Raw genomic sequence first — 24,970 nt, 5'->3', positions numbered from 1 at the left:
ATAGGTTGCAATATTATTATGAAAAATAGCTTGTTTAAAAACATCATGTTGATATGCATATTCGGTCATGGATTACATAGCATGGCATTAAATGCAGCACCTTACTCAAATCAAACTGGTCAATCACCACTAATTGTTGCGCATCGCGGTGGAACGGCAGATGCACCTGAGAACACAGCCTATGCAATTGATCTCGCTTTAAGGAATCACGCAGATGTGATCTGGATCAGCGTACAGTTAAGTAATGATGGTGTTCCTGTACTCTATCGCCCTAATAATCTGAATACTTTAAGTAATGGCCAAGGTTTGGTCTCTGCATATACTGTAAAACAATTACAGGGCTTGGATGCTGGATGGAATGTCGCCCGCAATGCAGGACAACAAACAATTTACCCATGGAGAGGTAAAGGAATCCGTATCCCAACACTTCAACAGGTGCTTACTCAATTTCCTCGAACCACTTTTTATATTGATATTAAATCGCCTGATGCAGATCCGGTGCAAATTGCTACGGCTATTAAACGTGTACTCGTTTCCACCAACTCACTTAACCGAGTAAGGCTCTACTCTACTGAACGCCGTTATACAGATGCCGTCAAACAGGTCGGTCAAATTCCGTATTTTGTTGCAAGAGATGATACTCGGGATATTTTAGCTCGTGTCGCGCTGAACCATAATTGTCAGGCTGCTCAAGAACCAATTGGGTGGCATGGTTTGGAGTTAAGACGGCAGGTTGAGGTTGTAGAAACCTATACCTTAGGTGAAGGCCGTTCAAAAGCAGAGTTTGTTTGGGATAAGGAAATTATGAACTGCTTTAGGACACAAGCAGCAAATCGTATTGTCCTGTTCGGTATCAATTCTGAAGCAGACTATCGAATAGCAAAACAGTTAGGTGCTGAAGCCGTAATGGTCGATTCCCCTGCTCAATTTTCCAATCGATGAAGTGTTTAAGTTAACTCAACTCATAGATCATTAAACTCAGACAGTTCAATATAAATTGAACTGTCTTACTCAATCTTACTTTCGTTAAAGATCACCATTAACTAAGCATTAGACAGGATGGCTGGTCAACCATTCTCGGGGAGACATGCCTACCCTGACTGAAAATGCGCGAGATAATGCTGATGGGTTAGCATAACCCAGTTCTTCAGCCAATATTTTAATTGAATGCCCTTCACGCAATCTACTTTGTGCCAAAGCAATACGCCAGTCTGTTAAATATTCAGCTGGTGTCTGTCCCATCACATCACGGAAGGTATTGGCAAAAGCTGTTCTAGACATACATGCCAGTTCAGCCATGCGCTCTAGTGTCCACGATTCACCTGGATATTCATGTATTCCCACCAGCGTGCGCGCCAAACGTGGATCTGAAAGACCAATAATAAGTCCAGTGCTTACCCCTGCTTCATGAGGATGATCTAATAACCAACGTAATAGTTGAAGTACCACCACTTCAAATAACCGATTCGCTAATAATCGTTGCCCACAACGGGCATGGTCTGTTTCAGCAAATAATAGCGCAAGCGCCTGATCCAATCCTTGTACACGCGCTAGAGGAAGTGCAATTACGGCAGGTAATGCCCTTACCAGTGGATTCTGTTGCCCACCATCCAGTATCAACCGCGCGCAGGTAAAATCAGCCCCTTCTCTGGGCGGGTTATGAAAATGATGTGTAATTGGGCCAGGATAAAAAAGTAGCGTTGGTTCATCAAAACGCATACGTCTTGGCAAATGCGCCATAGCTGGATGACTGACTTCCAGTTGTCCCTGACGTAAGACATGTAAATAGCCAAACCCTTCACAAGCATCAAAATGGCTGACGCCACATAACACACCAGTATGGTACAACTCTGCCTGCATACGGAAACGGTCAAGTAGACCTGAAAGGCGATCAATGGGGTGAATAGTTTTCATTTGAACGAATTGATATATTTTATGAACATATTGTATCTAATCATACAGTGAATTTACACATAATAATCAAAGTTTGATGCACTTCTACTATCACTACGATCCTTTAAGGAGAACAACATGTCACGTATCAACCTTGACACTCAACTTGCACCCCAAGCAAGTCAACCTTTATTAACCCAAATTCAACAAGCTTTTGGTACGACTCCAAATATGTTTAAGGCAGTGGCAAATTCGCCAGCAGCTTTACAAAGCATGTGGTCCGCTTTTGCTGCTTTAGGTAAAGGTACACTTGGTGCAAAATTAGGTGAACAGATTGCTGTTGCAATCGCCAATTTAAACCGCTGTGAATATTGCTTAGCAGCACATACTGTACTCGGTCAAAATGCTGGCGCTAGCGCTGCTGAAATGGCTGAAGCGCAAATAGGAAAAGCAACTGATGATAAAACGGCAGCAGCACTGAATTTTGCTTTAAAGGTGGTCAATCAACGAGCTCAGATGACTGATGCTGATATCGAAACACTTCGCAATGTAGGTTTTAATGACCAACAAATCGTTGAGATCATGGCGCATGTGGCTTTGAATATATTCACTAACTACATCAATATTGCACTAGATACGCCAGTAGACTTTCCACGAATCGAATTGATATAAAACATACCGACCTCTCTTGTAAAACAGAGAGGTCGCTTTCATTAAATATAAGATTTCCTTTATGCGTTATTGCACTTCATCTAAAAATCCAAGTAATTTAAATAATTGAACTTAAATCAAAAGGATCTATTTCAGGATCAATGGGTTGATAGGCTTGGATAAACGTCGGTGACATCCGTTTCGGACGCCCTGAAGCAATTTCTATACATGCCCATTTGGTATTGCCAGTAAAGAGCAAGCTTTGGTCTTTGGCATTAAAAAAAGCATACTGACGGAAAGAATAAAGTGCGTTGATCTCGTATAACCAAGTTCTCAAAATAATATCATCATCTAACATTGCTGCTTTGCGATACTGAACATGATGTTCTACGGCAACCATTGCATGTTTCATTTCTAAATATTGATCGAGTCCAACACCCAATGTTTCGATATGTGCAGATGCAACATCCTGCATCCATTGTACATAGACCACATTGTTTACATGACCTAAGACATCTATATGCTCTGGTTTTACTTCGATTTTTAAATCAAATACTGAACTCATATCTTCTTTCCTTTTCCACTTTTTCAACCATCCGTATAAGTTTGACATAAAAAAGCCACCCTTTGAGTGGCTGATTCTGATCAGTTGTATTTATTGAATACGTAATCCAATCATAGCATGTTGCCCTTCACGAACAATCGCTACACGCGCTACCGTATTTTTCTGTAGCTCTGAAATAGCATCAACAAAATCATTTGGTGTATTTACTTTCTTGTTATTTACTTGAGTAATCACATCACCAGGTAAAATCCGTGACTGTGCAGCTAAGCCGCCTCTGGTCACATCTTGAATAAACACACCACCTTTAACATTTAAACGATTCTTTTCTTGTTCAGTTAAGGCACGAATCGCAACACCAATGATAGGCCCTTTATTTGGCTTGGCCGAAGTGTTGGTATTGTCAACTTTTGCAGGGGTATCATCTGGTGCAACAGTTAAAGTTGCTGTAATCACTCTTGGTTTATCATCACGTAAAACTTCAAGCTTAACAGATTGATTTGGTTGAGTACGATTCAAATAATTCAATAATTCTGAAGTACGTGATATTGGTGAACCATTATATTTTAGGATCACATCGCCTGATTTAAAGCCCGCTTTTTCTGCAGGTGAATTCGGCGCAACTTGGGTAATCAACGAACCTTCTGGTTTATCTAACTTATAAGCTTCCGCTAAGTTTCGATCGATATCTTGTAACATTACACCAAGATAAGAACGAGTGACCTTACCATTCTTTTTCAACTGATCAACTACGTCCATTGCCACATCAATTGGAATAGAGAATGACAGGCCCATATACCCCCCCGTACCACTAAAGATACGAGAGTTTACACCGACAACCTGACCTTGTTGGTTAAATAGCGGACCACCTGAGTTACCCGGATTTAACGCCACATCGGTTTGGATAAATGGGACAGAGGTTTCACCCATCATATTACGTGACTTGGCACTGACAATCCCTGCTGATGCAGAATAATCAAAACCAAATGGAGAACCGATTGCAAGAACAGGCTGCCCGACTTTAAGTTGATCTACATTACCCACAGATAATGATGGGAAATTATTCCCTTCAACTTTTAGTAATGCCACATCTGTACGTTCATCACTGCCCACCACTTTTGCATCAATTTCACGGCGATCATTCAACATAATCGTCACTTTAGATGCATCTTCAACCACATGGTGATTTGTCAGTAAATAACCATCTTTACTAATAAAAAATGCACTACCATACGCAGTCTTTTCTTGTGGCGCGCGTTGTTGTGGAATAATGATTTGATTACCAAAGAAACGCTTTAGAATTTCAGGTACTTGTTGCTGTAACAACTCTTCCTGAGATAACTTTTTAACAACATTAACACTCACAACAGCTGGGCTGACTTGTTCAACCAAGTTAGAAAAATCCACAGGTGTTGAAGCTTGAACTTGTGATGTTGCCGCAGCGACAGTAAATACTGCTGCATACATTCCTTTTTGTATTAGACCATTACTCATTTCTCACGAACCTGCATCTGATGATTATTTGCTTAAAAATGTTTGTAACATATTATTTAATATCGTTACGTAAAAATATGTTTACATTTTTTTATAAAACAAGACTTTACTTAATTTTATATTAAAAGTCTTGGAATATCTTATTTATACTAAAATCTGACACATGTGACTATTGTAATTTGTTAAAAAAAAGAGTGTTATTAGCAAACATTTTTCAAATTAGCTGATGGACATGTCTAATTTAAGTACAACTCATCAATTTGACGTGGTTATTGTGGGGAGTGGCGGTGCAGGCTTAAGTTTAGCCTTATCTTTGCCTGAACATTTTAATATTGCTGTTTTAGCGAAATCAACCTTAACCGATGCAAGCACATATTTTGCACAAGGTGGTGTTGCTGCTGTACTTGATGAAACAGATTCCATTCAACAGCATATTGATGACACCATGATTGCAGGCGCACAGTTATGTGAGATTGATGCCGTCAAACATACCGTTGAAGGTGGTCGCCCTTCTGTCGATTTCTTACTCAACCATGGTGTACAGTTTACATTAGATGAAGATGAACAATTACATCTGACCCGTGAAGGTGGACATTCACAACGTCGCATTATTCATTCAGCCGATGCCACAGGTAAAGCCATTTCGACCACACTGGTTCAACGTGCTCAAGAAAAGAAAAATATTCATATTTTTGAAAATTACATTGCGATTGATTTAATCACCACACATAAATTAGGACATAAACAACAGTCCAATCGTGCGGTGGGTCTTTACGCACTTGATGAAAACAACGAAAAAGTTCATACCTTTTTAGCGCCATTCACTGCCCTTGCTTGTGGTGGTGCCATGAAAGCTTATTTATATACATCAAATCCAGATATTGCCACAGGCGATGGTATTGCCATGGCATATCGCGCAGGCTGTCGTGTCGCAAATATGGAATTTAATCAATTCCATCCAACCTGTTTATATCATCCTCAAGCACGCTCATTTCTGATTACGGAAGCAATGCGTGGTGAAGGTGCGTATTTACGTTTACCTGACGGTGAACGCTTTATGCTGCGCTTTGATGAACGTGCCGAACTTGCTCCACGAGATATTGTTGCACGCGCCATTGATTATGAAATTAAACGCTTAGGCATCCGTCATGTCTGGTTAGACATCAGTCATAAACCGGCTGAATTTGTTAAAGAACATTTCCCGACCTTATATGCGCGCTTATTAGAACTCGGTATTGATATCACCAAGGATATGATCCCCGTTGTTCCAGCAGCACACTATACTTGCGGCGGCGTGGTGGTTGATGAGCATAGCCAAACTGATTTAGCTGGTTTATATGCAATTGGTGAAACGTCGTATACAGGGTTACATGGGGCTAACCGTATGGCCAGCAATTCACTACTTGAATGCTTTGTATATGGTATGAGTGCTGCCAAGGATATAGAAGCAAAGTTTAATCCTCACTTTGATATACCGACCGTGCCTGAATGGGATGCTTCACAATCGACCAATCCTGATGAAGATGTTGTGATTCTGCAAAACTGGGATGAGCTCCGCCAAACCATGTGGAACTATGTCGGGATTGTAAGAACCACAAAACGTTTACAACGAGCATTGCATCGTATTGAAATGTTGAAGAAAGAAATTACTGAATATTATCAGGATTATCATGTCAGTAAGAACTTGATTGAACTACGTAATTTGGTCATGGTTTCAGAGATGATTGTTCGTTGTGCCATGCAGCGTAAAGAATCACGAGGTCTACACTACACGCTTGATTATCCTGAGCTTTCACCTGAGTTAAGAAAAACGGTATTAACACCGCCAAACTTTACAGTTGAAACCCCATTGGTAAATGAAGCAGTTTAAAATCCTTTGAAATCACAAAAATAGTCAGATCATTCTGGCTATTTTTTATGGAGATATTATCAATTTTTACTTTTAGCTTTAGAGGTTTCAAAATTTTATATGCATCAGCATAATTCACTGAATATAAATCAACGCTTTTTTTATTATTTGATCATGTTTCATCAATTACTAAAAATGGATTTTTTCATTCTGAGTAAAACAAAACACTTGAGCAAGAACAAAGCACTGCTTTGTTTGTAGCGCAAGGATGTGGTAGCACAAGGTGAGGTATCGTCTACGCAAATCAATTTAAACTCTTCAAGCTAAAATGTGACAGTGCAAATCTTTTAATGATTCATAAAGTTATAAATTCATTTTGATAAAATGCTAAAACTACTTCTATTTGAAAATAAAAAGTTATTTTTGCTGCATATAATTTCGAGGAGAAAGCTGCATTATTTTCTTAAACATTACAATAAATGAGCTATCACTATCATAGCCTAATTTCATTGCAACCTGATGCACTGAATCTCCTTCTGTTAACCACTGTAATGCCAATACAACATGTAACTTTCTTCGCCATTGATTAATACTCATCCCTGTCGTTTGATGAAAAGTTCGTGTAAGGCTTCGTTCACTCATACAACATAACTTTGCCCATTCAGCCAAACTTTGATTCTGCTCAGGATGCTTTAATAAATGGCGGGTCAATTTAACTAAACGAAGATCTTGTGGAATGGGTAAATAAAATGTTGGCTTTACAACTGATTGAATTTCATCCAACAGGCATTGCTGCAAACGGAAGTCTTTTTCTGAAAGCACCGTATCAGACAAGGTTTCAACTCTTTCCAATAAGGCATTCAGCAAATTTGTCACTTGCAACATGGTGCAATTCGGTTCTAAAAGACGATCAAGTTGGGAATCAATGAATGCAACATAACCACAAGAGACACCATAACTACTGACTTTATGTGGCACATTTGACGGAATCCATAAAGCATGTTGCGCTGGAACAACCCAAATACCAGACGGTGTTTCCACCGTAATTAAGCCATTCACTGTCATCATCAATTGGCTTTTTACATGCTGATGTGACGCAAGCTCCCAATCAGGAACTTGCTGATGTATTTTTAATACAATAATTGCTTGGTCTATTTGATCTACAAAAAAAGGATCCACATTATCAAGCATGGTTTACCTATACATTTATCACTTTAAAACAGCGTCGATGACTTTCTGCGCTTGTTGTTGATTGTCTACAATAAACATCGGGTAACCAGTAAACTTAATAAAGTTATTGGCAAATTTTTGCGTCTCTAGTCGAATATTTTCATCAGGTTCAATATGAATCAACGCTTTCACATATTGCGTTAAAATTTCACGTTTTGCTTTAACCCATGCTGCAACTTGCTTGCGTTCTTCATGATCATTTTTTTGTTCAGGAAAGGCCCCTTCACTGATAAAAACAAAAGTTTCTTTGCGACTCAATAATGATTCATAAATTGCAATTGTTTCATCAACTGAAACTGCATCTTCAGCTTGATAACTAATACGAACGATTGGAAAGTTTTCTAAATTTTGAATAAACATGATAACCGCCATAAATGAGAATAATTATCATTGTATTGATTTATACAGATCGTACATTACTAAATTCAGCCAAAAAATACGGTATTCCAGCCAAATTTAACAGCGAGTTTAGTCTTTATTTTTTCCATAATAAATACGATGCGCTATATGAAAAGTTTCAGCATGTAATTTTGCTAAATCATCTAAGTTCTGATAGCCCCCTGCAAGTACAAACATGATCGGAATATTGTCACGTTTGGCAAGGTTAAACACTATTTCCTCTCTTTTTTGAATCAACTCTGTCGTAAACCATGCCGAACCATAAGGATCTGCTTGATGGCAATCCATCCCCGCTTGATAAATAATAATATCGGCTTTCCACTCATTCGCTCGCTGAAACGCTTCATGCAATGCCATAGTATATTGAGCAAAACTTCCATGCTTGGTATGAATGTGGCGGCTTTCCGCACGTTCATACGTGGGGTAGCCAAAAGCCAAACCGTAAATACTAAAATTATATAAATTATCTAATCTGCGGGTAAAATCAGCTGTCCCATCACCACCATGCTGATCGCAATCCAAAATAAAGATACGTTTATTTGCATAATGTTGTGCAATTAATGCCAAGCCATTAAAAGTGCAATAAGAGCCACCATATTCATAATTGGCGTGGTGAAACCCTTGCGCAATATTGGCGGCAATCCCATGTTGGAATGCCAGTTCAGTTGCCAACAATTGCCCAGCATTGATGGAGAGCACTGCATCTCTTAATTGTTCATTCCAAGGCTTAAAACCAGCAAAAGTTGCCAGTTTTGCGGGTTGCCCTGTTAAAAAAGCCTCGACATATTTAGGTGAATGTAAGGCTTTTAAAATTTCTGGATCAATTTGTTGTGGTTCATGAAATTTATAATCATTAAATTGCTGTAGTTGCTCTGCGACTGCAACAAGTTTTTCCATGCTATTGGTATGTGTTTGAGCAAAATAGCGTGGAGAAAAACAAACATTTAACATAAAGCTATCCGAGACTGAGTGCTCTCAATTGTGATTTTGCAACATCATTGAGTTGTTTTATAAGTGTTGTGTCAGGACTAAAAAGTCCATTATTCACTTGTTGTTCAAAATGTGTCGTAAATGCCCTTTGTCGATTCTCAGGTGAAATGGCTAAAGTGGTTAATCGCAAAAACCAAAAACCTTGAATCTCTTTATAGGGAATAATATAGCCTTTAAACTCTTGATTGGGGACTTTGTTGGTAATTTGTTCAATATCATAATCGACAGAAAATAAAGAACCAATCGGAATACGAATTCCATTCATCAATAAAGGTTGTAAATTTATACAGGAATGATTATCCCCCATGTTCATTTTTTCAATCAACAGAGGACGATTTTGATCATCTACAAAAATATTGATTGAGCCTTGTCTTAACATCGAACGATGGGCAATCTTTAAGAAAAATGCTTCTGCCATTGGACATGAACCCACTTTAGGCTTACCGTCTAGTGTCGCAATTTCAACATAACCTGTTTCATCTGCTGTTTTGGGTAAAATCACATCTTCCAACATAGCGCAAATCACATGACTTTCTTCTAATTGTGCTTGTTGCGATAAGCGTCTTAAGTTTGCTTGGATTGCAACTTCTTGTTCAACTAAGGCTTTAAACTCATCATCTTTGGCTTGAATAAGAAAATTTTGAATCGATTTATTTTGATCTAAGTTATGCCAATCATCGATATCTAAACCATAAGCATTTTTTTGCTCAAGAATTTTTTTTAATTTCTTAAAATCATAATCTTTAAATATTTTTAAATCAGTTGCTTCAACTTGATCACGCGGAAAATTAATGTACTCAGCCAATACGCGTGTAGCCTGCGTATAACCGCAACCACGGCGTTCAGTTTGATGTGAATAGTGTTCATTCAACATCTCCGTCAATTTATCTGATAAAGGAAAAACCTGTTCCTTAAACAAATCTACGACTTCATGACCTGATGACATATTCTTTATTCCATTTAATCTATATTAATTTTCAAAATAAACTATTTATTATGAATAAATTAGCATTATCCCTTGCAGAACTCAATATATCACTCAAGTTGTAATTGCATCTATATCAATCAATACAATTGATTATTTATTATTGTTTTTGATATTCATGATTCCATGCCCATACATGATCTAAGTATCCATTAAAGATCTTTCATAAATCAAAAAATGACCATGTTGAGTGAATCAGATTGGTATTGAAAGTCCCTTCTCCCTTTGGGAGAAGGCTAGGATGAGGGGGATTTTATGATGATCTATGGCTTTAAAAAGGACTAACGTAAGAAGTCTATTGTTAATGACGCTATAACCAAGAATATAGCTTGATAATCAAAACAATTTAACCATCACTAAAAATAGTGATTATTAAAACACCATCAGGAAATACAGCAGGGATTAAAAAAATTCACCCAATACGCATTTTTAAAATCCCTAAATGCTTTATTTTTGTGGTGGAACAGAATAAGTTCCTGTCACATGTGCAACAGGATCATCCGAACCTAAAGAATAAATCCAGACCTCACCTACAATTAAAGCTTTACCCACTTTCATCAATTTACATACGCCACGAATATCAACACCACCCGTTGGCTTGCGTAAAAAATTAATATTCATATTGGTCGTAACCGTCAAACCAACTAAACCAATTTCACCCATAATCGCAACATAGAGTGCAAAATCGGCCAAGGCCATCATGGTTGGACCTGAAACAGTTCCACCTGGTCGTATATCTTGATCACTGACATGCCAAACCAAAGAAGCCCCTTTTTCGGTTACTTCTTCAATTTCACAACGTTGTAAGCTAGGTGAAAAAAATTGCTGTAAGAATTCTACGATTTCAGCTTTCGAGCTTTTCATAATTAAAGTCTTTATATCCTTGACCTAAAACAATATAAAGACTTTTTCGGTCCAAAACACTAGGGGCTGTTGACAATTCGTCTATGTTTGCGACTATAAGTGTTTTTTAGGCAATACTAGGCACGAAATACGAAATTTAGTCATTCTAAATAATGAGAAACATCGTTTCGCAAGGTAACATGTAGCAGCAAAAAACACTCTAGTCCCCCGCTGCGCCTTGCGCTGCAAACAAAGCAGTGCTTTGTTCTTGCTCAGGGTTGTGACTAAAATTATCTCAGTCTACGTTATGAAACTCGAAAATAGTCTCGCTATTCTCATTCATGCTTTACGACGTATACGTCTCATGCTCAATTTTAGTCTACAACGCAAGCCATTTATGAAATGCCAACAGCCCCTTTATCGTTCAAATCAACAGAATAAATTGCTCAATTTCACTTATGTAGAGGATTGATTGGTATTTATTTTAAGTAGTTCAACGCCTCAGCAAATACTTGCTCTGGTGCTTGAGTCGCATCTAAACGTTTCATTCGTTGAGAATCACGCAAATGAATTTCAGAAAAACCACTGCGTACCGATTCAAAAAACACCACTTTTTCTTGTTCAAAGCGATCTAAGGCACCACGTGCACGTGCACGGTTCATTCCCAATTCAATTGGCGCATCCAACCAAAAAGTAATATCTGGCATTTTAGAGACAAAATTTTCATTGAGCAGTTGTAACTTCTCTCGACTTAACCCGCGACCTGCACATTGATAAGCAAAACTTGAATCGACAAAACGGTCACACAGTACAATCTTGCCCTCTGCCAAGGCAGGTAAAATCACAGCTGCCAAATGTTGTGCTCGTGCTGCATACATCAGCAATAACTCAGTGTCATTACTCATCTGTTCTTCATGATTAACAGACAGCAATAATGAACGGATTTGTTCAGCTAAAGGCGTACCACCAGGCTCACGTGTTAAAACAACCTGTTGACCTTGTTGTTGAAAGTAATCAAATAACTTTTGAATGAGCGTGGTTTTTCCTACACCTTCAGTACCTTCAAAACTTATAAACATGCTCATTCCTTAATTCTTAGACCGCATAACTTGAATATATTCTTGCACTGCACGATTATGATCATTCAGATTGGCTGTAAATTTGTGCCCACCATTACCTGTGGCAACAAAGTAAATGTTTTCAGAGTTATCTGGATGCATTGTTGCTTCAATGGCTTTTTTACTGGGTAAAGCAATCGGTGTTGGCGGTAAACCATTGATCGTATATGTATTATAAGCAGTCGGAGTACGTAAATCCTGCTTTGAAATCTTACCCGTATATTTATCACCCATCCCATAAATCACGGTAGGATCGGTTTGTAAACGCATGCCCAGTTTTAAACGACGATAGAACACACCTGAAACTTGACGTAACTCGCTGCCTACACTGGTTTCTTTTTCAATAATCGATGCCATGATTAAGGCTTCATATTTATTTTTATAAGGTAAATCTGGCGCGCGTTTTTCCCAAGCTTCATCTAAAATTTTCATTTGACGTTGGTACAGGTCAGTCAAGATTTGCTTATCCGTTGCACCTTTATCAAAGAAATAAGTATCAGGTGCAAATAAACCTTCTGGGTGATCATAAGGAATATTTAAGGCTTTCAGCATTTCACCACTCGGAAGCTGAATCACCGATTTTTCAACCAATGGATCTTTTTTTAATGACTGAATTAATTGCTTCGTTGTCGTCCCTTCTATCACCAAAAGTCGACTCATCTGGGCATTTTCAATATTAGAAACCATTTCTAATACTTGGCGTACATTCATACCTTTAGTGACTTCATACACACCAGCTTTCATGGTGTCATGAATGAAAATTTTCCGATAAAGCTTAAGAATGATTGGAAAACTGACCTTATCTTCTTTGGCCAATTGATCAATAAAACCGGTATAGGTTTCACCATTTGAAATAGACAGCTTTTGTTTTTGACCCGTCACTGGATACGCTTTAAAAATACTCATTTTTAAAATGATTGCAGTCATGATCAAAAAAACAACCAGAACGATCGCAATGCCTTTATAGATGTTATTGCTCACTTGGGCTTGAGTTTTCTTTTTAGATTTTGGCTTAGGTTTGGTTTTAGGCATGAGAATTAAACTGACTTAAATTTAAAATATTAAATAACTCAACACAGGATTGAGTGTCTAGATGTTGATGATTCAACGTTTCGACCACTTTCATTGGACTGAGGGCATTGCAAAAGAACAGGCTTTGAAAATGTCGAATTTCATCCATATCGATAAAACGCTGTTCACAGGTGACACCATAATGTTGCATCCGTGACAAAATTTCGGCACGCATCACACCATGTACACCATTATAACGAAGTTCAGGCGTAATCCATCTATTGTTTATCCGAATAAAACAATTACTGCTCACACCTTCAACAACTGAACCTTGTACATCTGTGACTAATGCTTCTAACCAACCTTTTGCCTGAGCTTCTTTTTTCAGCAACACTTGTTCTAAACGGTTTAAGGTTTTTAAACCCACTAAATTCGGCATCAATAAGCCAATCGCTTGATCTAATACACCACTGTGAATTAATTCAGGCTGAAAGCATGCAGTTGTTTTTGGATAATAAACCACATAAAGATCGGCCTCATGCTCAGGCATCGCATAACCACGATCACCATCACCCCGACTAATGATGACCTTCAATGTGCCATTTAATATTCCATTTTTTTGTCTTAAACATTGTAGCGTCTGATCCAATAACTCAAAATTCACATCTAAAAATAAACGTTCAGCCGCCAACTTCAATCGAGCACGATGTAAAAGTTCCAACTCCATAACATCTTGATGTAATCGTACTGTGGTAAAACAACCATCTCCATAATGAAATGCTCGATCTAAAAGTGAAATAGAATCAACAAATTGAGCATTTTTAAAACAGATCATTAAGCAATTTCCTATGGCTTTGCACGAATACTATAAGCAATATAAGCATTTTCTTTTTCTCTTTTATTCATATAAAATTCGTTTTTTATTATTTTTTATGGATAAAGACTAGCGTTATGCTCACTCCATCTTACCGAACTTCAGAATTAAATGGGGCAAAAAAATGCAGTTCTCTAAACTTAAATTCGCTGTGGCAGCAGTACTGATCTCAACCACATCTTTCAGCGTTGCTGCAAAAGATTTTTTAAATGTATCTTATGATCCAACACGAGAATTGTACGATAATTTTAACAAACAATTTGCAACGTTTTGGAAATCTAAAACTGGTCAAGACATCCAGTTTAAACAATCACATGGTGGCTCTGGTAAACAAGCGCGTGCGGTTATTGATGGTTTGCAAGCAGATGTTGTGACTTTAGCATTGGCCGCAGATATCGATGCGATTGCACAAAATACAAATTTATTGCCAAAAGACTGGCAGAAGAAATTCCCACAAAACTCTACACCGTACACATCAACAATCGTTTTCCTCGTCCGTAAAGGTAACCCGAAAGGCATCAAAGACTGGGGCGATTTGGTAAAACCAGGTGTAGAAATTGTAACACCAAACCCTAAAACTTCAGGTGGAGCACGCTGGAACTATTTAGCAGCATGGGCTTGGGCAAAACATAAATATGGTTCAGACGCAAAAGCACAAGAGTTTGTACGTCAAATTTATAAACAAACTAAAGTACTCGATTCTGGTGCACGTGGTTCTACGACGACATTTGCAGAACGCGGCATTGGTGATGTGTTATTGGCTTGGGAAAATGAAGCGTATTTATCTACACGTGAACAACCAGGTAAATTTGAAATCATTACCCCATCACTATCGATCTTGGCAGAACCACCTGTCGCAATTGTTGAAAAGAATGCTGAAAAAGACGGTAACTTAAACTTAGCAAAAGCATATTTAAATTATCTGTATTCACCTGCTGGTCAAGACATTGCAGCGAAAAACTTCTACCGTCCGCGTAATGCAGCAATTTTGCAAAAGTATTCGACAACATTCAAACCGTTAAAATTGGTCACAATTGATAAAGAGTTTGGTGGTTGGACTAAAGTTCAAAAGCAACATTTTGAAAATAATGGTGTTTTTGATCAAATCGTAAAAACCAATGCAAGCAGCAAATAACTGTTTAAAATAAACTTAAGCGAAAGGAAACAGGAGCATAGACATGATTCATACAATTATTGTTCCAGGCGTTGGTGGTAGTGATTACGATCACTGGCAATCTAAATTACAACGTGAACTCATGTCTTGCTCGCGCGTACAACAACAGGATTGGAACTTACCTATTCTTAAAGACTGGATTGCCCAATTTGTTGCGACTGTCGTCAATGCTACGCAACCTGTTCAAATTGTTGCACATAGTTTCGGATGTTTAACCACGGTTGCTGCTTTGGCTCAGCATCCTGAAATTGTAGCTAAAGTAAGAAAAATTATTTTAGTTGCACCAGCTAATCCAGCACGTTTTGGTGAGGCTGGTTTTGCTCGAAACAGTATCGGTGACTATGAAGCTTATTTTCATGAGTTGAAAATTACGGTCCCTGCTGAAATGATTATTTCTGAAAATGATCCTTGGTTAAATTTTGAAGATGCACAGAAGCTTGCGAAAGCGTGGAAAATTAGGCCTCGAAATTTAGGTCAGGTTGGGCATATCAATGTTGCATCAGGCTTTGGACACTTTCCTGAAATTTATGATCATTTAATTTTTGATAAGCAAAACTTCTTTATCAGTAATACTGATGACAACAAGTTGTTATTTAAATTTGCAATTTAATCATTGCCTTTTAAGCTTGCAAAATCGTTTTAAATTTGCTTATTGATTTCAATAAGCTTTCTCTCTTTTGAGGAGTCATCATGTCGCAGCGATCCCGAGTGCTGCCAGGTTTTGGTCTTTCACTAGGCTTCACCCTAGCGTATCTATCATTAATCGTACTGATACCACTGTCTGCCGTATTCATAAAATCATTAGGCGTAGGTTGGGATGGTTTATGGGAAATCTTGAGCTCTGAACGTATTTTAAAATCATTACAGCTCAGTTTTACCACCGCCCTGATTGCAGCCTTGATCAATGTCATTTTCGGCTTTTTATTGGCTTGGTGCTTAGTCCGTTATTCATTTCCTGGTAAACGTATAGTAGATGCATTGGTGGACTTACCCTTTGCATTACCTACAGCGGTCGCAGGTATTGCGTTAACCTCTTTATATGCATCAACAGGTTGGATTGGTCACTTGCTCGAGCCTTTAGGGATTAAAATTGCCTATACCTCACTAGGTATTACGCTTGCTTTAATTTTTATTGGTATTCCTTTTGTGGTTCGTACAGTACAGCCAGTTTTAAGTGATCTTGAAACTGAGCTAGAAGAAGCCGCTTCTGCATTGGGTGCAAATCGTTTTCAGATCGTGACAAGAATCATTTTACCGATTTTATTTCCAGCATTACTGACTGGCTTTGCATTGGCATTTGCTCGCGGTGTAGGTGAATATGGTTCGGTCATCTTTATTGCAGGCAATATTCCTTACGAAACTGAAATTGCTCCGTTAATGATCATTACCCGTCTTGAAGAATATGATTATGCAGGTGCGACGACAATTGCAGTGGTGATGCTGGTGATTTCTTTCTTTATCTTGTTCCTGATTAACTTGGTACAAGCTTGGGCAAGTCGCCGTACAGGGAGAACCGCACGATGAGCTTAAATACCAACAGCAATGCTTTGGCTGAAAAACTGCAATCTCGTGATGCGACACGTGAACCTGCCTGGGTACGTAATACCCTACTAATTATTGGTCTGATTTTCTTTTTAGGCTGCTTAATTCTACCGTTGGTGCTTATTTTTGTTGAAGCATTTAAACAAGGGATTCAAGTCTACTTTGCATCACTGGTTGATCCTTATACCCTGTCTGCGGTCAAACTCACATTATTGACTGCAGCCATTGCAGTACCTTTGAATGTGATTTTTGGTGTTACAGCAGCATGGTGTGTTGCCAAGTTTAATTTCCGTGGAAAATCATTTTTAACCACCATTATTGATACACCATTTTCAGTCTCACCCGTCATTGCTGGTTTAATGCTGGTTTTGATCTTTGGCTCACAAGGTTGGATTGGATCATGGTTAATTGAACATGATATTAAAATCCTCTATGCGACACCGGCCATTATCCTCGCAACTGTATTTATTACTGTTCCTTTTGTTGCACGTGAATTAATTCCATTGATGGAAGCACAAGGAACAGAAGAAGAAGAAGCTGCAATTGTGCTCGGTGCTTCGGGTTGGCAAACCTTTTGGAAAATTACCATTCCAAATATTAAATGGGGTCTCATTTATGGCGTGATTTTGTGTAATGCACGTGCCATGGGTGAATTCGGTGCAGTATCTGTGGTTTCAGGCCATATTCGTGGTGAAACCAATACCTTGCCGTTGCATATTGAAATTTTATATAACGAACCAAATTCGATTAGTGCTGCTTTTGCCGTCTCAACATTGTTAGCATTTTTGGCCATCATTACCTTGATTTTAAAAACATGGGTTGAATATCGCCAAGAAAAACAAGATCGCGAAAGTAAAGAATCAACTGTTTCTTAAGGAATTGCACATGAGTATTCAAGTTAAAAATATTGAAAAAAACTTCGGTGCATTCCATGCACTTAAAAACATATCGCTAGATTTTCCAGAAGGTCAACTGGTTGCCCTGCTTGGTCCTTCTGGCTGTGGTAAAACCACATTACTGCGTATTATTGCTGGTTTGGAATCAACGGATAGAGGACAAGTTATCCTTGAAGGTACAGATGCAACCAATATTCACGTACGTGAACGTCAAGTTGGTTTTGTATTTCAGCATTACGCACTGTTCCGTCATATGACTGTTTATGACAATGTTGCATTTGGTTTACGTGTTCGTCCAAAGGCGACTCGACCAAATGAAACTGAAATCAAAAAACGTGTTACCCGTTTATTGGATTTGGTACAACTTGGTTTCTTAGCAGATCGTTATCCAGCGCAATTGTCTGGTGGTCAACGTCAACGTATTGCATTGGCACGTGCCTTGGCTGTTGAACCACGTGTATTGCTCTTAGATGAACCTTTTGGTGCATTGGATGCCAAAGTACGTAAAGAATTACGCCGTTGGTTACGGACTTTACATGATGAATTACATATCACGTCAATCTTTGTAACCCATGACCAAGAAGAAGCCTTAGAAGTTGCTGATCAAATCGTGGTGATGAACAAAGGTGATATTGAACAAATTGGTTCACCGCGTGAAGTTTATGAAAAACCAGCAACTCCGTTTGTATTTGACTTTTTAGGTCAAGCAAACCGTTTTGAAGGTGAAAACCATCAAGGCATCATTCAAATTGGTGAAGATCGCATCCAACTGCCTTCGGCTACACAAACTGCCAATGGTAAAGTGATTGCCTTTGCCCGCCCAAATGAATTAAAAATTCACACGCAACCGACTGAAAATACAATTCAAGCAACCTTCTTACGTGAGTTGTGGATTGCGGGTAAAGTCATGGCAGAGTTACAAGATCGTCAAGGACAACTGATTGAAATTGCTTTAAATCCTGATGAAGCAAAATTACATCAATATCGACCAAATCAAACAGTTTGGGTAAGTGCATCTACACTTCACCTATTTGAAAATCAAGTCGCGTAATCGACGACAGGATGAATATTACCCCTATTCATCCACATTTGAGGTATCGAACATCATGAACTTTCAACAATTACGAATTATCCGAGAAACAGTTCGTCAAAATTACAACTTAACCGAAGCCTCTGCTGCACTTTATACTTCACAATCTGGTGTCAGTAAGCATATTAAAGATTTAGAAGATGAATTGGGTGTACAGCTGTTTGTTCGTAAAGGCAAACGGTTATTAGGTTTGACAGAACCTGGTCAAGCATTGTTGAGTATTGTTGAACGCATGCTTATTGATGCTGACAATATTAAACGTCTTGCTGATGATTTTAATAAAGTTGATGAAGGTACGCTTACAATCGCAACAACACATACACAAGCACGTTATGTGTTACCACCGATTGTCAATTTATTTAAAAAAGCATTTCCCAAAGTTCATTTGATTTTGCAACAAGCCAGTCCTGTTGAAATCTCTGAAATGTTATTGCTTGGTTTGGCTGATATCGGTATTGCAACTGAATCACTAACCACTGAAGATAATTTGGGCAGTGTATCTTTCTATAACTGGAAACACAGTATTATCACGCCACAAGATCACCCACTGACTAAGCTTAATCCTAAAGAGATTACCTTAGAAAAATTGGCTGAATTTCCAATTATCACCTACCACGGTGGTTTTACAGGACGTTCTAAAATTGATAAAGCATTTGAAGATGCCAATTTAGATGTAGATATCGTCATGTCAGCACTGGATGCCGATGTGATCAAAACCTATGTTGAACTGGGAATGGGTGTCGGTATTGTCAATGATGTCGCTTATGACACAGAACGCGATAAACGTCTAAAACAAATCGATACTGATATTTTTGGTTTAAATACGACATGGATTGCGGTTCGTAAAGGGCACTTACTTCGTGGCTATGGCTATGAGTTTATTTCACTCTGCTCTCCAGAAGCCGATATCAAAGCATTGAAAAAAATTGCCTATCCTGATGATTAAACTTTGAGATAAATGATTAAGAAAGAAATTAAGTCATCGAGGAATAAATCGTCAATAAATAAACCATCAAATAGTCATGACGATCAAAGATAGAGAGCTACGGCTCTCTTTTTATCATTTAAAAATAAAACACAAACTCTTAAGAATAATTAATCTATTTGATTTTATTTAATATTTTAATATAAGCATGCCTTTTTAGTATAAAATTTAGTCTTATCTTTATCACTGATCAATTTATTTCGGGGGGAATGAATGAATTCTATTGCTTGGGGCTTAACCCTTGGAAGCTTTGTTCCTCTTTTTAGCCATGCCGCAGGTATGGAGAAATCTGACCAGTCTATCCTTGCTTTTTTAGAACCGAATCATTATGTAGAATTGTCTTATGCAGAGCTCTATGCAGATGTTTCAGGGCAACTACCTCAACATGAGCAATTCAAACAACTCGGCGTTCAAGATTTTTCAACGGGAAATCTTGTAAATAACTACCATTTTGTCAATGCTGCTGCAAAACTACAAATTGCCCCACAACTTTCATTTGGGCTGATTTATGATCAGCCTTATGGTGTGGATCTTAGTTATGAATATCGCCCGCAAAGCTATGCTGGAAAGCAGCTTTTAGAAGCTGGTCAATTTAATTTTAAAAGCCAAAATCTTTCGATGTTATTGGGTTATCAGCCTAGTGCGAATTGGAATATATACGCTGGTGGCATTTATCAACAGTTCGAGGGCGAACTCAAAGTCTTTGGAGCGAACTATTCAGCGATGAGTGGCTATCATGCACAGCTAAAACAAAGTTCAGGTCATGGTTGGCTTGCAGGTTTAAGTTATCAAATTCCGGAGTATGCGGTAAAAACTGCGATTACCTATCGTTCCAAGATCAATCATCAGTCGGTAATCACTGAAGATGTTGCAGAGCAAACTTTAAGTATTATTCCTTTCGCTAAAACACAAATCACCACACCTCAATCCGTCAATCTGGATCTTCAAACAGGTTTAACTCCATCGAATATTCTTTATGGCAATTTGAGGTGGGTCAATTGGAAAGATTTTGAAATTCAACCTAGACAATTTGGTGCAGTGGTTAAGATTGCTGCAGAACAATACCCTGAACTCATCAAACCTTTTAATCTGATTGATTATAACAAGGATCAATGGTCTGCAAAGCTTGGGCTTGCACATGTATTTTCACAACAATGGGTTGCCACTACAGATATTTCATGGGACTCAGGCAATGCTAATCCCGCTGGAACACTGAATCCTTCAGATGGTTTTTATGCTTTAGGCTTGGGTGCTTTATATAACATCAATCCTCAGAGCTTTATTTCTTATGGTGTTAAATATTTTAAATTCAATAAAGCAAAAGTTAGCAACTTAGATGCCAATACTTCAATTGTCCAAAACTCAAGTTTATCTGAAGTGGGCCATAATGATGCTTTTGCACATGGAATTCGAGTTGGCTATCGCTTTTAATTCATCTAAAAATTCAGCTATCAAAAATACCAAGTTCAAAATAAAAAACGAGCCGAAGCTCGTTTTTTATTACATGATAATCAATAAATTACCAGTGGTAGCTTACACCCACTTTACCAACTGGTAACCATTGATATTTGTCATCGTTACGAATTTTATTTTCTAAACGATCGGCTGCATCAGCACCCGAAGTTGGGTCAATGCTACCTACTTCTTGTAAACCAACAGCTTTTAAGTTCGCTGTAGGATTACCAGTGTAATAAGCACCTACTTCACCAAATACACCAATATTTTTAGTGATTTTTGGAGCCCAACCAAAACCTACATATGGAGCAATTTGGTTATCGTAATCTACTTTACCATTGATGCTACCATTGCCATTTGGTGCATAGTAGTTTTTACCATCAATTTTCAGAGTGTCATTTGAGTTATGTAAAGATTTCTTTAAATCATATTTACTGTCAACATAACCAACACCTGCTGCAACATAAAGACCTTGGGCTAAAGCATTTTCACTTGCACCCCATGGGCGAATTTCAGCATTTAAATAAGTCAAATTATTGTCTAAATCCATGTCATATTTAGTGCCATCAATAGACAAATCATCTGACCAAGAAATATCACCACCGTTATAACCCAATGCTAAACCAACATAAGGGTTTGCAGTCCAAAGTAAAGCACCACCGTAACCAGTTGTACCTACTTCAAGACGAGCGCCAGTAGGGATTAATTTATTTGCTTCAAATGCATAACCTTGGTCAACAACAGACCCATCAGCCATTGCTAAACCAGAAGCAGATAATGCAGCTGTAACAGCCAATAATTTTAACACTTTCATTTATGTCTCCTCAAAAAATAGAGTTTGTTCTTTAATCATTAATGTGTTGGACTCGAAACGATAATATGTGATTCTCTCCGCACAATTAATAGAGAAATTGATTACTTTTTGTTATTTTTTGATACAATTAGATATTAATTGTTGTTTTTAAAAGAAATAAATTAAATAAAAACTTAACAATTCACTTATTTGGTTGTTTTATTTTAAATTATAAGATTAGTTTTTTCGATTGAAACTAGATTTTATATCTAATCTGAGTCCAATTTGGTGTAGAATCTTTTAAAATTTTTTGGGAAGGAAGATCATGTCTCAGCTTTCAACGATCATTGAACAAGCGTTTGAAAACCGTGCCAACTTTACAGCAGTAGATTGTCCTGCTGACGTACGTCAAGCTGTTGAAGAAGCCATTGCTGGCTTAGATAACGGCACACTTCGTGTAGCTGAAAAAATTGACGGTGAATGGATTGTTCACCAATGGTTGAAAAAAGCTGTTTTATTGTCTTTTAAATTAAACGATAACAAGCCAATTGAATCATGTGATCTTCGTTTCTATGACAAAGTAGAGACTAAATTTACTGGTTGGACTGAAGAACAATTTAAAGCTGCTGGTGTACGTGTTGTACCACCTGCTGTTGCGCGTAAAGGTTCTTTCCAAGCGAAAAATGTCGTATTGATGCCTTCTTATGTAAACATTGGTGCTTATGTAGATGAAGGCACAATGGTTGATACATGGGCGACTGTAGGTTCATGCGCTCAAATCGGTAAAAATGTTCACCTTTCAGGTGGTGTAGGTATTGGTGGTGTTCTTGAACCACTTCAAGCAAACCCAACAATCATTGAAGATAACTGCTTTATTGGTGCACGTTCTGAAATCGTTGAAGGCGTGATTGTTGAAGAAGGCTCAGTTATTTCAATGGGCGTATTCATTGGTCAATCGACTAAGATTTTTGACCGTGAAACAGGTGAAATCCATTATGGTCGTGTACCAGCTGGATCTGTCGTTGTTTCAGGCAGCCTACCATCTAAATGTGGTACATATAGCTTATATGCTGCAATTATTGTCAAGAAAGTTGATGCTAAAACGCGTGCTAAAACAAGCTTGAACGAATTGCTTCGCGAAGACTAATTTATATTCCCTCGTGGAATTTTAGTTATCTAGCGTAGCAATCGCTTCTCATCTCTACGGTCAATCGTGATCGTAGAGATTTTTCATTTTGTAATCTGTGGTAAATTTCATGAATTCTCTTCGTTCTTCGACTATTCCTGTTTCTGATCCGTCTGCGGGGCTGCGTATCACGGAGATTTTTTATTCATTGCAAGGTGAAGCCAACACTGCGGGTTTACCGACTGTTTTTATTCGTTTAACAGGTTGCCCATTACGCTGTACCTATTGCGATACCACCTATTCTTTTGAAGGTGGCGAACGCCAATCGCTTGACCAAATAATTCAAACAACATTAGATTATAAAACTCCTTATATCTGTGTCACAGGTGGCGAACCGCTCGCTCAGCCCAATGCCTTACCCTTAATGCAACGTTTGGCAGATTTAGGTTGTGAAGTTTCTTTAGAAACCAGCGGCGCTTTAGATGTCTCTAAAGTCGACCCACGTGTTTCAAAAGTTTTAGATTTAAAAACCCCAACTTCGGGTGAGGTTGCACGGAATTTACTCAGCAATCTTGATCATTTAACTCAACATGATCAAATCAAATTTGTGATTTGTAATCGTGAAGACTATGAGTGGTCTAAACAGCAAGTTGAACAATACGCTTTAGCGCAAAAAGTCAGCACAGTATGGTTTTCTCCTGCTTTTGCAGTGGAAAAAGGTGCGGCACGCTTGCCTCAGCTTGCACGCGATTTAGCACAATGGATTTTAGAAGACCATCTCCCTGTTCGCTTCCAGTTGCAATTACATAAATTGCTTTGGAACGATGAAACTGGTCGTTAAATTTATCGTCAATTATTAATATTTGGAGAGTTGGATATGCGCCCTCGTGCCGTAGTCTTATTATCTGGTGGCTTAGACTCAACGACGTGTTTGGCTTGGGCTCAAGCAAACTATGACTGTATTGCCCTAAGTTTTATGTATGGTCAACGCTCTACCACTGAACTCGATGCAGCCCGCGCTTTAACGCAACGTGCAGGTGTAGAACATCGTGTGATTAATATCGATTTAGGTAATTTAGGTGGTTCAGCGCTTACAGACCTTAACATTGATGTTCCTGATCATGAAACAGATGGTATTCCTGTAACTTATGTTCCAGCACGTAACACCATTTTCTTGTCTTATGCACTTGCAGCAGCAGAAGTTTTTGATGCTCAAGCAATCGTGATTGGTATCAATGCTGTTGATTATTCAGGATATCCTGATTGTCGCCCAGAGTTTATCGAGGCCTTTGCTAACATGGCTCGTCTTGCAACGAAAGTAGGCGTAGAAGGAAAACCGCTTAAGTTTGAAGCACCTCTGTTACATTTATCCAAAGCGAATATAATACGCTTAGGCATCGAACATGGCGTAGACTATAGTCAAACGGTTTCATGCTATCAAGCAGATGACCAAGGACGTGCTTGTGGCAAATGTGATAGCTGCCGACTTCGTAAAGAAGGTTTTAAGGATGCAGGTATTGCAGACCCAACACGTTATATACCGCAATAACAAGGTACTGTTTATGAAAAATTTAAAATCAAGTCTTATTCTTTCTGCTTTATTTTCAGCTTCGGCTTTAATGGGATCTACGGCTTTTGCTGCTGAATCAAATGCAGTTCAACAAGCCTATAAAAGCGCAAATGTTAAATCTGCACTTATTGGCGTGTGTAAAACAGAAACAGCTAAAGGTGGTAAATTAACGTCTGCTGAAGTAAGCAAATACTGTAGCTGTGCTGTTGAATCTGATGGTAAGTTAACCAACGATCAAAAATGGCAAATTCAAAGTGCCATTAACCAAAAGAAAAGCCCAGCAACACTTGCTTTCGTTCAAAAAAATAACCAAGACCTTCAAACATGTTTTGGTCCTCAGTTAACAGGTAAATTAAAAACCTTAACTGAAGAAGCAATGAAAGCTGCACAAGCGAAGAAATAATTTCTTCTCATTGCAAAGAGCCTGCCCATGCAGGCTC

The 24,970-nt window shown here is 38.3% G+C and carries 26 protein-coding genes; 14 read left to right on the top strand and 12 right to left on the bottom strand.

Annotation, left to right across the window (positions count from 1 at the left end; translation table 11 throughout):
* Positions 1 to 81: 81 nt before the first annotated feature.
* Positions 82 to 942 (top strand): glycerophosphodiester phosphodiesterase family protein, encoded by an 861-nt coding sequence (locus CQZ96_RS19975; RefSeq protein ID WP_105713621.1) that lies wholly within the window; start codon positions 82 to 84, stop codon positions 940 to 942.
* Between the two features lie 108 nt (positions 943 to 1,050).
* Here the strand turns inward: CQZ96_RS19975 and CQZ96_RS19970 are convergent, their stop codons facing one another.
* Positions 1,051 to 1,914, bottom strand: coding sequence for an AraC family transcriptional regulator (locus CQZ96_RS19970; protein ID WP_105713620.1), 864 nt, complete (start codon positions 1,912 to 1,914; stop codon positions 1,051 to 1,053).
* A gap of 117 nt (positions 1,915 to 2,031) precedes the next feature.
* Here CQZ96_RS19970 and CQZ96_RS19965 point away from each other — a divergent pair, with 117 nt between their 5' ends.
* Positions 2,032 to 2,565, top strand: coding sequence for a carboxymuconolactone decarboxylase family protein (locus tag CQZ96_RS19965; protein WP_105713619.1), 534 nt, complete (start codon positions 2,032 to 2,034; stop codon positions 2,563 to 2,565).
* Positions 2,566 to 2,662: 97 nt separating this feature from the next.
* On the opposite strand, the gene CQZ96_RS19960 is transcribed toward CQZ96_RS19965, so the two are convergent.
* Together CQZ96_RS19960 and CQZ96_RS19955 are read right to left on the bottom strand one after the other, a co-directional pair.
* Complete coding sequence (locus CQZ96_RS19960) at positions 2,663 to 3,109, bottom strand: acyl-CoA thioesterase (protein ID WP_004717131.1); 447 nt, start codon at positions 3,107 to 3,109, stop codon at positions 2,663 to 2,665.
* A 90-nt stretch (positions 3,110 to 3,199) separates the two neighbouring features.
* The gene (locus CQZ96_RS19955) at positions 3,200 to 4,600 is read right to left on the bottom strand and encodes a Do family serine endopeptidase (protein WP_004717154.1); all 1,401 of its coding nucleotides are present in this window, start codon (positions 4,598 to 4,600) and stop codon (positions 3,200 to 3,202) included.
* A gap of 226 nt (positions 4,601 to 4,826) precedes the next feature.
* On the opposite strand from CQZ96_RS19955, the gene nadB reads away from it, so the two are divergent.
* Positions 4,827 to 6,470 (top strand): L-aspartate oxidase, encoded by a 1,644-nt coding sequence (gene nadB, locus CQZ96_RS19950; protein ID WP_004823134.1) that lies wholly within the window; start codon positions 4,827 to 4,829, stop codon positions 6,468 to 6,470.
* 396 nt (positions 6,471 to 6,866) lie between these two features.
* Here nadB and CQZ96_RS19945 read toward each other — a convergent pair whose 3' ends face one another.
* From CQZ96_RS19945 to pabC, 8 genes are all read right to left on the bottom strand, one after another.
* Positions 6,867 to 7,640 carry an AraC family transcriptional regulator gene (locus CQZ96_RS19945; protein WP_105713618.1) on the bottom strand — a complete coding sequence of 258 codons (774 nt, stop codon included), beginning with the start codon at positions 7,638 to 7,640 and terminating at the stop codon, positions 6,867 to 6,869.
* An 18-nt stretch (positions 7,641 to 7,658) separates the two neighbouring features.
* Positions 7,659 to 8,039 (bottom strand): hypothetical protein, encoded by a 381-nt coding sequence (locus tag CQZ96_RS19940; protein ID WP_034616260.1) that lies wholly within the window; start codon positions 8,037 to 8,039, stop codon positions 7,659 to 7,661.
* A 108-nt stretch (positions 8,040 to 8,147) separates the two neighbouring features.
* Entirely contained in the window at positions 8,148 to 9,029 is an 882-nt protein-coding gene (locus CQZ96_RS19935; RefSeq protein WP_105713617.1) for a histone deacetylase, read from the bottom strand.
* 4 nt (positions 9,030 to 9,033) lie between these two features.
* Positions 9,034 to 10,014, bottom strand: a complete 981-nt coding sequence (locus tag CQZ96_RS19930) for a hypothetical protein (RefSeq protein ID WP_105713616.1) — start codon at positions 10,012 to 10,014, stop codon at positions 9,034 to 9,036.
* 486 nt (positions 10,015 to 10,500) lie between these two features.
* The gene (locus CQZ96_RS19925; RefSeq protein WP_004717165.1) at positions 10,501 to 10,917 is read right to left on the bottom strand and encodes a PaaI family thioesterase; all 417 of its coding nucleotides are present in this window, start codon (positions 10,915 to 10,917) and stop codon (positions 10,501 to 10,503) included.
* A 458-nt stretch (positions 10,918 to 11,375) separates the two neighbouring features.
* Positions 11,376 to 11,975 (bottom strand): dTMP kinase, encoded by a 600-nt coding sequence (gene tmk / locus CQZ96_RS19920; RefSeq protein ID WP_004717166.1) that lies wholly within the window; start codon positions 11,973 to 11,975, stop codon positions 11,376 to 11,378.
* Positions 11,976 to 11,984: 9 nt separating this feature from the next.
* Positions 11,985 to 13,046 carry an endolytic transglycosylase MltG gene (mltG, locus tag CQZ96_RS19915; RefSeq protein WP_105713615.1) on the bottom strand — a complete coding sequence of 354 codons (1,062 nt, stop codon included), beginning with the start codon at positions 13,044 to 13,046 and terminating at the stop codon, positions 11,985 to 11,987.
* A complete protein-coding gene (pabC, locus tag CQZ96_RS19910; RefSeq protein WP_105713614.1) occupies positions 13,039 to 13,860 on the bottom strand; it encodes an aminodeoxychorismate lyase in 822 nt (273 codons plus the stop codon). Before pabC ends, mltG begins: the two co-directional genes overlap by 8 nt.
* A gap of 163 nt (positions 13,861 to 14,023) precedes the next feature.
* Between pabC and CQZ96_RS19905 the strand changes: the two genes are divergently transcribed.
* The 7 genes from CQZ96_RS19905 (at position 14,024) to CQZ96_RS19875 (ending at position 21,017) form a co-directional block, all read left to right on the top strand.
* Positions 14,024 to 15,034, top strand: coding sequence for a sulfate ABC transporter substrate-binding protein (locus CQZ96_RS19905; protein ID WP_105713613.1), 1,011 nt, complete (start codon positions 14,024 to 14,026; stop codon positions 15,032 to 15,034).
* 43 nt (positions 15,035 to 15,077) lie between these two features.
* Positions 15,078 to 15,683, top strand: a complete 606-nt coding sequence (locus CQZ96_RS19900; RefSeq protein ID WP_105713612.1) for an RBBP9/YdeN family alpha/beta hydrolase — start codon at positions 15,078 to 15,080, stop codon at positions 15,681 to 15,683.
* An 80-nt stretch (positions 15,684 to 15,763) separates the two neighbouring features.
* Complete coding sequence (cysT, locus tag CQZ96_RS19895; protein ID WP_004717179.1) at positions 15,764 to 16,597, top strand: sulfate ABC transporter permease subunit CysT; 834 nt, start codon at positions 15,764 to 15,766, stop codon at positions 16,595 to 16,597.
* Positions 16,594 to 17,490: a sulfate ABC transporter permease subunit CysW gene (gene cysW, locus CQZ96_RS19890; RefSeq protein ID WP_004717181.1), complete on the top strand. Its 897-nt coding sequence runs from the start codon at positions 16,594 to 16,596 to the stop codon at positions 17,488 to 17,490. The genes cysT and cysW overlap by 4 nt, the downstream gene beginning before the upstream one ends.
* 10 nt (positions 17,491 to 17,500) lie before the next feature.
* On the top strand, positions 17,501 to 18,562 hold the full coding sequence (locus CQZ96_RS19885) for a sulfate/molybdate ABC transporter ATP-binding protein (RefSeq protein WP_004717183.1): 1,062 nt from the start codon (positions 17,501 to 17,503) through the stop codon (positions 18,560 to 18,562).
* A gap of 55 nt (positions 18,563 to 18,617) precedes the next feature.
* Positions 18,618 to 19,547 carry a CysB family HTH-type transcriptional regulator gene (locus CQZ96_RS19880; RefSeq protein WP_004717184.1) on the top strand — a complete coding sequence of 310 codons (930 nt, stop codon included), beginning with the start codon at positions 18,618 to 18,620 and terminating at the stop codon, positions 19,545 to 19,547.
* Positions 19,548 to 19,799: 252 nt separating this feature from the next.
* Entirely contained in the window at positions 19,800 to 21,017 is a 1,218-nt protein-coding gene (locus CQZ96_RS19875) for an OmpP1/FadL family transporter (protein WP_105713611.1), read from the top strand.
* An 88-nt stretch (positions 21,018 to 21,105) separates the two neighbouring features.
* Here CQZ96_RS19875 and carO read toward each other — a convergent pair whose 3' ends face one another.
* Positions 21,106 to 21,855, bottom strand: a complete 750-nt coding sequence (gene carO / locus CQZ96_RS19870) for an ornithine uptake porin CarO (protein WP_105713610.1) — start codon at positions 21,853 to 21,855, stop codon at positions 21,106 to 21,108.
* Between the two features lie 304 nt (positions 21,856 to 22,159).
* Between carO and dapD the strand changes: the two genes are divergently transcribed.
* The 4 genes from dapD to CQZ96_RS19850 all read left to right on the top strand — a co-directional run bounded on the left by dapD (position 22,160) and on the right by CQZ96_RS19850 (position 24,933).
* Positions 22,160 to 22,981, top strand: coding sequence for a 2,3,4,5-tetrahydropyridine-2,6-dicarboxylate N-succinyltransferase (gene dapD, locus CQZ96_RS19865; RefSeq protein WP_004717190.1), 822 nt, complete (start codon positions 22,160 to 22,162; stop codon positions 22,979 to 22,981).
* Between the two features lie 109 nt (positions 22,982 to 23,090).
* On the top strand, positions 23,091 to 23,801 hold the full coding sequence (queE, locus tag CQZ96_RS19860; RefSeq protein ID WP_004717192.1) for a 7-carboxy-7-deazaguanine synthase QueE: 711 nt from the start codon (positions 23,091 to 23,093) through the stop codon (positions 23,799 to 23,801).
* A gap of 36 nt (positions 23,802 to 23,837) precedes the next feature.
* Complete coding sequence (gene queC, locus CQZ96_RS19855) at positions 23,838 to 24,509, top strand: 7-cyano-7-deazaguanine synthase QueC (protein WP_105713609.1); 672 nt, start codon at positions 23,838 to 23,840, stop codon at positions 24,507 to 24,509.
* Between the two features lie 13 nt (positions 24,510 to 24,522).
* The gene (locus tag CQZ96_RS19850) at positions 24,523 to 24,933 is read left to right on the top strand and encodes a hypothetical protein (protein WP_004717195.1); all 411 of its coding nucleotides are present in this window, start codon (positions 24,523 to 24,525) and stop codon (positions 24,931 to 24,933) included.
* Positions 24,934 to 24,970: the final 37 nt, after the last annotated feature.

Origin of the sequence: Acinetobacter sp. MYb10, from assembly GCF_002980175.2 — a bacterium.
GTDB lineage: Bacteria > Pseudomonadota > Gammaproteobacteria > Pseudomonadales > Moraxellaceae > Acinetobacter > Acinetobacter guillouiae.
This window is presented reverse-complemented; position numbering and strand designations above follow the sequence as displayed.

Coding starts and splice junctions, on each gene's coding strand:
- CQZ96_RS19925 (WP_004717165.1), bottom strand. CDS start 10,917: ATGAAAAGCTCGAAAGCTGAAATCGTAGAATTCTTACAGCAATTTTTT.
- queE (WP_004717192.1), top strand. CDS start 23,091: ATGAATTCTCTTCGTTCTTCGACTATTCCTGTTTCTGATCCGTCTGCG.
- cysW (WP_004717181.1), top strand. CDS start 16,594: ATGAGCTTAAATACCAACAGCAATGCTTTGGCTGAAAAACTGCAATCT.
- CQZ96_RS19905 (WP_105713613.1), top strand. CDS start 14,024: ATGCAGTTCTCTAAACTTAAATTCGCTGTGGCAGCAGTACTGATCTCA.
- CQZ96_RS19875 (WP_105713611.1), top strand. CDS start 19,800: ATGAATTCTATTGCTTGGGGCTTAACCCTTGGAAGCTTTGTTCCTCTT.
- CQZ96_RS19850 (WP_004717195.1), top strand. CDS start 24,523: ATGAAAAATTTAAAATCAAGTCTTATTCTTTCTGCTTTATTTTCAGCT.
- mltG (WP_105713615.1), bottom strand. CDS start 13,046: ATGCCTAAAACCAAACCTAAGCCAAAATCTAAAAAGAAAACTCAAGCC.
- cysT (WP_004717179.1), top strand. CDS start 15,764: ATGTCGCAGCGATCCCGAGTGCTGCCAGGTTTTGGTCTTTCACTAGGC.
- nadB (WP_004823134.1), top strand. CDS start 4,827: ATGGACATGTCTAATTTAAGTACAACTCATCAATTTGACGTGGTTATT.
- CQZ96_RS19940 (WP_034616260.1), bottom strand. CDS start 8,039: ATGTTTATTCAAAATTTAGAAAACTTTCCAATCGTTCGTATTAGTTAT.
- tmk (WP_004717166.1), bottom strand. CDS start 11,975: ATGTTTATAAGTTTTGAAGGTACTGAAGGTGTAGGAAAAACCACGCTC.
- CQZ96_RS19965 (WP_105713619.1), top strand. CDS start 2,032: ATGTCACGTATCAACCTTGACACTCAACTTGCACCCCAAGCAAGTCAA.
- CQZ96_RS19880 (WP_004717184.1), top strand. CDS start 18,618: ATGAACTTTCAACAATTACGAATTATCCGAGAAACAGTTCGTCAAAAT.
- CQZ96_RS19930 (WP_105713616.1), bottom strand. CDS start 10,014: ATGTCATCAGGTCATGAAGTCGTAGATTTGTTTAAGGAACAGGTTTTT.
- CQZ96_RS19900 (WP_105713612.1), top strand. CDS start 15,078: ATGATTCATACAATTATTGTTCCAGGCGTTGGTGGTAGTGATTACGAT.
- pabC (WP_105713614.1), bottom strand. CDS start 13,860: ATGATCTGTTTTAAAAATGCTCAATTTGTTGATTCTATTTCACTTTTA.
- dapD (WP_004717190.1), top strand. CDS start 22,160: ATGTCTCAGCTTTCAACGATCATTGAACAAGCGTTTGAAAACCGTGCC.
- CQZ96_RS19970 (WP_105713620.1), bottom strand. CDS start 1,914: ATGAAAACTATTCACCCCATTGATCGCCTTTCAGGTCTACTTGACCGT.
- queC (WP_105713609.1), top strand. CDS start 23,838: ATGCGCCCTCGTGCCGTAGTCTTATTATCTGGTGGCTTAGACTCAACG.
- CQZ96_RS19885 (WP_004717183.1), top strand. CDS start 17,501: ATGAGTATTCAAGTTAAAAATATTGAAAAAAACTTCGGTGCATTCCAT.
- carO (WP_105713610.1), bottom strand. CDS start 21,855: ATGAAAGTGTTAAAATTATTGGCTGTTACAGCTGCATTATCTGCTTCT.
- CQZ96_RS19945 (WP_105713618.1), bottom strand. CDS start 7,640: ATGCTTGATAATGTGGATCCTTTTTTTGTAGATCAAATAGACCAAGCA.
- CQZ96_RS19935 (WP_105713617.1), bottom strand. CDS start 9,029: ATGTTAAATGTTTGTTTTTCTCCACGCTATTTTGCTCAAACACATACC.
- CQZ96_RS19975 (WP_105713621.1), top strand. CDS start 82: ATGGCATTAAATGCAGCACCTTACTCAAATCAAACTGGTCAATCACCA.
- CQZ96_RS19960 (WP_004717131.1), bottom strand. CDS start 3,109: ATGAGTTCAGTATTTGATTTAAAAATCGAAGTAAAACCAGAGCATATA.
- CQZ96_RS19955 (WP_004717154.1), bottom strand. CDS start 4,600: ATGAGTAATGGTCTAATACAAAAAGGAATGTATGCAGCAGTATTTACT.